A 4205-nucleotide genomic window follows, 5' to 3' on the forward strand; every position below is an offset into this window, starting at 1 on the left:
TAAAAATCGACAGTACATCGGGGCGGTCAAGGTAATAGGTGATACGACGAAATCCTTCGGCTTCACATTGCGTGCAAAACATCGTCGACGACTTGTAAAGCCCTTCTAAACGTTTGTTATCTTGAGGCTTAATCCAGGTCACGACCTCTAGAGTGTGATCAGAGCGTAATCCATCGATTACAAGCTCGGATTCGTTCAAGGTATACGAGCTTTCATCTAAAGACGAGCCATCTAATTTAATAGACCTAAGTTGCAGCTCTTCGCCATCAAGACGCAAAGCGCTTTGGTCTTTCTTATCTTTGCGCAACACTCGCATGACATTTGTCACTTCTGCGCCATCTTCATATAGACGGAATGTAAGATGAACGCTCTCAATACAAAAAGCTGGAACCTGATAGTCTTTTAGATAAGTAACTGTCGCAGCTGCGTCTTTCATAATAAGTTCCTGTTTAGACAAACGCTCTATGACTTTTTTTAGGCATAAAGCGAAACTTCGTAAGCCCCATATTTTCGAATATTAAGGCAGGCTTGTTCAAAAATAAGATATTGACCCTTAATCGCCATTAAGGTGTCTTCGATTTCTGGTGTTTTATCCAAGTTGTAGGTTTTCGCTTTTTCGGGCCAAGCGAGATGAGGATAAGAAAAGTTGAACAATTCCCCTGACACAAGCCATTCAATCTGCTCATCTGGGAACTGGCTCTTAAGCTCCGACAAATAGCTATTGATCTCGCCGAATAACTTGTCGCGCTCAGCCAATAAATCTATTTCCTCAACTTCATGCTTGAGCATCTTCCGCCAATTCGTTCTATCTGCAACCCACTCGCGTAGTTTGTTCTCAAGCATGCCGGAAAGTTTGCGTGTAGAGACCGACGCGATAGGAAGCGCTTGAATCGCTCCCTGATCAATCCAGCGGGTTGGAACTTGTGTGCCCCGGGTGATCCCCACTTTCAAGCCGGTAGAATTTGCGAGGTAAACAACATGAGGCTGCATACAATGGGCGTCGCCCCAAGACGGTTCTCTACACGTCCCTTGATCATAATGGCAAAGTTCTGGGCTCATAATACACTTGTCGCAGCTCGCCAGTTTTTGGAAGCATGGATAGCAATAGCCCTGATTAAAACTTTTCTTGGTTAATCGCTGACAGTTAGAGCAGCGGATCTCATTTTCGAACACAAGCTTGATGGGCTTCCCCAGCAGAGTGTTTGCATCAAGCGCGGCATCTCCAACCTTAAGGGTATAAGCAACGGGGGTTTGGTGGACGACCGGCATTTTCTGAAGACGGCCGCGAGCAAGTAATTCCAAGTAAACCTCAATATCTAAAATAGTAGTGAGCGACAGCTCTTTTGAGAAATCAATAACGCAGAAAGCAGCAGTTGCAATCAGTGCAACACACGAACGGGCATTTCGTCAGAAGGATCATCACCACGCTTTTTCTTTGCATTATCGATATACCCAACACGCTCTTTCTCAGGAACATCGTGCGCATTTTCATAGACAATAACCGCCTGCAAACACAATTCCTTTTGATCACGAGTCAGAGCTCGGCCATCAGGCCACTTACCCAGCTCTAAAGCTTGCTTAAAACGCTCGTATATCTCAGGATCAATTTGCTTCGCCGCATCTTCAAAATTCATTGCCAACCTCAACTTCCTATCGTAATTTGTGATCCGCTTTTGAGCGCAAGCCAACGAGTAACCACGCCCAAATTAGCCCACCTAGCAAACCATACAGGTGCGCCGAGTTCGCCATACGACCTAGTCCAGCCCACTCGGTCAATGGCGTGTAGCCAATAATTAGCCAGACAAGTGCAAAGCGGAACAAGGGGTCCGGCATAAAAACGCTGGAATCATAACGCGACCATACCCAACAGAAACCAAAAAGGCCATAAACAACGCCAGACAAACCTCCAAACAGATAACCCCCGTCTAGCAACTGTGCAACATTCGAAATAATGGACACGACAACAATCAAAGTCAAAAGAGAAAGCCAGCCCTTTTTGCGCTCAACTTGACCGCCGAGGACCCAAAACATCAACAGGTTAAAGGTGATATGCAAAAGACTAAAATGTAGGAAATCTGGCGTAATCAATCGCCAGAACTCACCATCGCCTATCGTGGCGATTAAGGCAGCCCAACGCCCATCGATGGACGACATATTAAACGATCCATCAAAAGGATTTACGATCAATAAGGCGCGCAAGTATGGGCCTCCCTCACCTAAATCCGTAAGCCATGCGACCACAACACATATAGCAATGATGATAAAAACTAGCGGAGCCTGTGCAGGTGAGACTCGGTCATATGGAGCGACCTTCACGCTTCGACTCACTTTTTTTGAGGCATTTACTTGCTGTAAACGCTCCTTCAACTCTGGATTTTGGAGATAAGATTGCAAGGCTTCATTGACCTGCTCTGCCATCGAGTCATCAACCAAAATCAATACCTGCTCGCCATCGGACTCGACAACGCGGTGCTGAACACCATTCTGGTTCAGCCAGGTTGAAAATGGCCCAAGATCTTGGTCAATCGCTAAGCGTGCAAGTTCGATCATGACGGAGAGACATCCACCCAAACAAATTTTTCCGGCTTCAGCGTGCGCTCATCGTCCATACGATAAGCCACCAGCTTGCCATATTTTACGGCGCTGTAATCTAGGCAGGCGACATTATCGGTAATCGGTGCGGGCAAACCCGACATCCAGTAATGGCCGACAAAAACCGGAACTTCAGTATGATTGTAATACATCAACTGATCGAGCTCTGCGTCCGACAAAGGTCTATTCATAAGTTTGTCAGGCAAGGGGTCAGGCTGAAAGACGACGTCAGAATAAATCTTTGGCTCTTCGTTCCAAAACTTGGTGCGAAACACATTCCGAATGTAGCCATCTTTACTAATAATTGTTTCACCATCAGGCAGCTTTAGGGAGGTACCCCGTGTTAAACGATCAACCATTTTCTCCAAAAAGGTGCCACTTCTCGCGGAAGCGTACAGCATATCCATGGTCAGGCAATGGTCTGGACTGAGGGATTTGAAATGCTCTATTGCGTGATGGTCCCAACAGGCATGAACAACACGAAAGTGCCCCTTATCCAAAAACAAAGGGATGCTGTGAAACCACTCTAAAAAACACTGCCACTCTTTTGGATGTGCCTCAAACTCTTCCAGCGTTTCGCGAATCAGGCGATGGTTTCGCGCGTTGTGCTCACGAAGGAAAATATGGTCTTCCTCGTCGCGCCCACGCGTGCAATAACACATAGCATTGTATTCGTGATTACCCAAAACAATCTCGGCTTCACCCGCGTCCACCATATCTTTCACAAGATGCAACGCTTCGCGAATACGCGGCCCTCGATCAACGATATCACCAACAAAAATCACTTTACGCTCGTCATGCCGGTAACAACCATCACGATGCGCATAACCCAATTTTCGAAGGAGTTTTTCTAAGGTTTGCGCGCAACCATGCACATCTCCAATTAGGTCATAGCCTTGAACCGAGTTGTCTGTCATTGCTATACCACTTAACTAGTTAACAGATTGTGGGCCCAGCCTAGCTTCTCACGACAGGTTTCGTAAAAGTTATGCGTGGTCGGATGAATCAATCTTACCTTGTAAGGCTTTTTGGTAATGCTAACTGAGTCGCCGGGAGCAACAGGAATATGGTACTGACCGTCACAACTGACTTGTGGGTATATCTCATTACCCTCGCCAATCACGATCTTAATTTCGCTTTTCCCATCCACAACAATCGGACGACTGCTAAGGGTATGCGGGAACATTGGCACCAAGGCAATCGCATCTAATTTTGGGTGCAATAAGGGACCGCCAGCTGACAACGCATACGCCGTCGATCCGGTAGGTGTACACACAATCAATCCATCAGATCGCTGACTGTAAACAAACTGCCCCTCGACAAACAGATCAAAACCAATCATTCGTGTCGATTTACCAGGATGTAAAACAATATCATTTAAACCCGACCCATAACCGACCGGCTCGCCGTTTCGCTTAACGTGCACCTCAAGCAAGAAACGCTTCTCTTCGATATAATTGCCGTCGAGAACTTCGTTCACACCCTCTTCAATTTCTTCTGGCGAAATATCTGTCAAAAAGCCTAATCGCCCGCGATTCACTCCCAATAGAGGAACGTTCGACTTAGCAAGCTCACGGGCGGCGCCCAACAGGCTTCCATCGCCACCAACCACA

5 protein-coding genes and 1 pseudogene are annotated in these 4205 nt (G+C 46.7%); all 6 read right to left on the minus strand.

Annotation, left to right across the window (positions count from 1 at the left end):
- A pseudogene (pepN, locus tag A3751_RS03550) lies at positions 1-436 on the minus strand (aminopeptidase N); the annotation flags it as partial.
- Positions 437-474: 38 nt separating this feature from the next.
- Entirely contained in the window at positions 475-1302 is an 828-nt protein-coding gene (locus tag A3751_RS03555; protein WP_231876835.1) for a DUF2797 domain-containing protein, read from the minus strand.
- A gap of 77 nt (positions 1303-1379) precedes the next feature.
- Positions 1380-1634 carry a YeaC family protein gene (locus A3751_RS03560; protein ID WP_068452170.1) on the minus strand — a complete coding sequence of 85 codons (255 nt, stop codon included), beginning with the start codon at positions 1632-1634 and terminating at the stop codon, positions 1380-1382.
- Positions 1635-1650: 16 nt separating this feature from the next.
- Positions 1651-2550: a rhomboid family intramembrane serine protease gene (locus tag A3751_RS03565; RefSeq protein ID WP_068452173.1), complete on the minus strand. Its 900-nt coding sequence runs from the start codon at positions 2548-2550 to the stop codon at positions 1651-1653.
- Positions 2547-3509, minus strand: a complete 963-nt coding sequence (locus A3751_RS03570; RefSeq protein ID WP_068452176.1) for a metallophosphoesterase — start codon at positions 3507-3509, stop codon at positions 2547-2549. Before A3751_RS03570 ends, A3751_RS03565 begins: the two co-directional genes overlap by 4 nt.
- Positions 3510-3520: 11 nt before the next feature.
- A partial coding sequence (locus tag A3751_RS03575) for an NAD(+) kinase (protein ID WP_068452179.1) occupies positions 3521-4205 on the minus strand: 685 nt, incomplete at its 5' end.

This window comes from Oleiphilus sp. HI0080 (genome assembly GCF_001635135.1).

What these genes read in the sequence shown, in the direction of transcription:
- A3751_RS03560 (WP_068452170.1), bottom strand. Translation starts at nt 1,634, where the DNA reads ATGAATTTTGAAGATGCGGCGAAGCAAATTGATCCTGAGATATACGAG.
- A3751_RS03565 (WP_068452173.1), bottom strand. Translation starts at nt 2,550, where the DNA reads ATGATCGAACTTGCACGCTTAGCGATTGACCAAGATCTTGGGCCATTT.
- A3751_RS03570 (WP_068452176.1), bottom strand. Translation starts at nt 3,509, where the DNA reads ATGACAGACAACTCGGTTCAAGGCTATGACCTAATTGGAGATGTGCAT.